Raw genomic sequence first — 2767 nt, forward strand, 5'->3', positions numbered from 1 at the left:
CGCGGCCCGGTCCTTGGCCGGCCGCCCGCGCCTTACGACCCGGGTGCCCGCGCCTTCCGACGCCGGGCGGGCGAGGGAAGCGGGGGAGGGTCGGTGCGGCCGTGCCGGGCGGCTCAGCGCCGCGGCCCTTCGACGAGGGGGGCGATCCCGTCGAGGAGCCGTCCCAGCCCGAAGGCGAACAGCTCGTCCAGGTCGAACGCGTACCCCTCGGCCAGCAGCCTGCGGAACTCCGGGAAGGCCCCGGAACCGAGACCGGCCTCCAGTGCGCCCTCCTGGGTGTCGAGCCACGCCTCGCTGTCCAGGCCCGTCGCCGCCTCGGCGGCCGCCTCCGACTCCAGGTTCACGGCGGTGCCCCGGACGTAGTTGAACAGCGTGAGGTGGACGGTGAACATGGTGTCGGTGTCGAGGCCGCGGCCGGACAGCGCGGCCAGGACCGCCTCCGTGTAGGGCAGCGCGTGCGGGATCGCCTGGGGCCGGGTCAGGGACAACGCGGGCGCGAGCCAGGGATGGCGGCGGAACAGGGCCCAGAGCGAGGTGGCGGCCACCTCCAGCCGCGCGCGCCAGCCCGCGCCGCCGGACCCCGGCCCGGCGGCGGACGGCGGGGGGAGCGGGGCCTCGGCGAAGGCCGCGTCGAGCATGCGCAGGACGAGGTCGTCCTTGTCGCCGACGTGGCGGTACAGGGACATGGTGGCCATGCCGAGGTCCGCCGCGAGCCGCCGCATGGAGACGGCGTCGATGCCCTCCGCGTCCGCGACGGCGACGGCCGCGGCGACGACGGCGCCCGCGCCGGCTGAGGTGCCGGACGGGCCCGGGGCGCCGGACCTGCCGGTCCCGCCCGATGTGCCGGACGTGCTGGACGGGCCGGACGTGCCGGACGGGTCGGACGTGCCGGACGTGCTGTGAGCGGCGTCCGGGGCGGCGGCGCGGGGCGCGGCGGCGGGTGCCACCACCGTGCCCACACCGGGGACCGCCCGGACGAGCCCGGCGTGCCGCAGCTCCGTGAGGACCTTCGTCGCCGTCGCCATCGCGACGCCGTGCTCGCGCACGAGGGCGCGGGTCGACGGGACCCGCGCGCCCGGCGGCAGCTCCCCGGACTCGATGCGGCGGCGCAACTCCCCGACGATGCGCCGGTAGGGGGCGGTGGCGCGGGCCGCCGCCCGGTCGCCGCCGGCGGTGATGTCAGCGGCGTCTGCGTCGGTGGCGTCAGTGACGTCAGTGGCGTCCGTGGCATCGGTCTCCATGGTCTTCTCCTCGCCGGTCCGGCCCCTCGCGGCCCCGGACCCGACCGTACTAGTGCACCGCCGCGGCCGTCGGTGCCCGGCTGACCTGGAATGTCGGCCCCCGCCGTCCCTCAGGGGTGGTGCGGCAGGGCGCCCGTACTAGTGCAGCCTGGCATCAAAGCCCCTGTTCGTAAGCGTTATTGGGCTTGCAGAGGCAATGTGTACGCCGTACATTCGACGGCATGGAGAACACCGACATCCTCATCTCGGGGTCCGGTATCGCGGGCCCCGCACTGGCCTACTGGCTCAGCAGGGCGGGTTTCACCGTCACCGTCGTCGAACGCGCCCCGGCGCCCAGGACCGGCGGGCAGACCGTCGACCTGCGCGGGGCCGGCCGCGAGGTCGTGGCGCGCATGGGCCTCATGGACCGGGTCCGCGCGCTCTCCGTCGAACAGAGCGGCTACGCGATCGTCGACGCGCGGGGGCGGGTCACCGCGTCCATGCCCGTCGACAGCTTCGGCGGCGAGGGGATCATCTCGGAGATCGAGATCCTCCGCGGCGACCTCGTCGGGCTCATGTACCGGGCGAGCGGGCCCGGGAGCGCGACGGAGTACCTCTTCGACGACACGATCACCGCGCTCGACGAGGACGCGACCGGCGTCACGGTCACCTTCGAGAGGGCGCCCGCACGCCGATTCGCGCTGGTGATCGGCGCCGACGGGCTGCACTCCACGGTCCGGCGGCTCGCCTTCGGGCCCGAGGAGCGCCACTTCGTCCCGCTGAACCTCTACACCTCCTGGTTCTCGGCGGTGGACGCGCGCATCGCGCTCGACGGCTGGTACCTCGCCCACAACGCGCCCGGGGGACTGGTGGCCTCGGCGCGGCCGGGGCGGGAGCCGGGCGAGGTGAAGGCGTCGCTGAGCTTCCGTTCCGGGCCCCTCGGCATCGAGCGGTGCGACCGGGAGGCGCGGCGCGCGCTGCTGCGCGAACGGTTCGGGGGGCTCGGCTGGGAGGTGCCGCGCCTGCTCGAAGCCCTCGGCGCGGCCGAGGACCTGTCGCTCGACTGGATGGGGCAGGTGCGGATGGAGCGGTGGACGCGCGGGCGGGCCGCGCTGCTCGGCGACGCCGGGTACTGCCCGACGCCGCTCACGGGCCTGGGCACCAGCCTGTCGCTGGTCGGCGCGTACGTCCTGGCGGGCGAACTGGCCGCGGCAGGCGGCGAGCACCGTGCCGCGTTCGCCGCGTACGACGCCGTCATGCGGCCCTACGTGCGGCAGGCGCAGGAACTGCCCCCGGGAGGCGTACGGGGCTACGCGCCGCGCGGCCGGACGGGGATCGCGCTGCGGAACGCGTCGATGCGGGCGATGGGGCGCGGGCCGATGAAGAAGCTGATGGAGGCCCAGTTCGCCAAGGCCGGCGCCATCCGGCTGCCGGACTACGCGGCGCTGGGGACCGCCGTCGGACCCGCCTTCGGGGCGGCGGCCTGACCCGCTGCGGCCGGGCGGGCGCGTCGTGGGCGGGGCGGGCGCGGAGCGCGCGCCCGGCGG

Annotated in this window: 2 protein-coding genes; one reads left to right on the forward strand and one right to left on the reverse strand. The window is 76.1% G+C overall.

Going from position 1 to position 2767, the window contains the following annotated elements:
- Positions 1–113 precede the first annotated feature (113 nt).
- On the reverse strand, positions 114–1241 hold the full coding sequence (locus L1885_RS26700; protein WP_235799728.1) for a TetR/AcrR family transcriptional regulator C-terminal domain-containing protein: 1128 nt from the start codon (positions 1239–1241) through the stop codon (positions 114–116).
- Positions 1242–1462: 221 nt separating this feature from the next.
- On the opposite strand from L1885_RS26700, the gene L1885_RS26705 reads away from it, so the two are divergent.
- The gene (locus tag L1885_RS26705) at positions 1463–2707 is read left to right on the forward strand and encodes an FAD-dependent monooxygenase (protein ID WP_235799729.1); all 1245 of its coding nucleotides are present in this window, start codon (positions 1463–1465) and stop codon (positions 2705–2707) included.
- Positions 2708–2767 lie beyond the last annotated feature (60 nt).

This window comes from Streptomyces fuscigenes, from assembly GCF_021556455.1.
Taxonomy (GTDB): Bacteria; Actinomycetota; Actinomycetes; order Streptomycetales; family Streptomycetaceae; genus Streptomyces; species Streptomyces fuscigenes.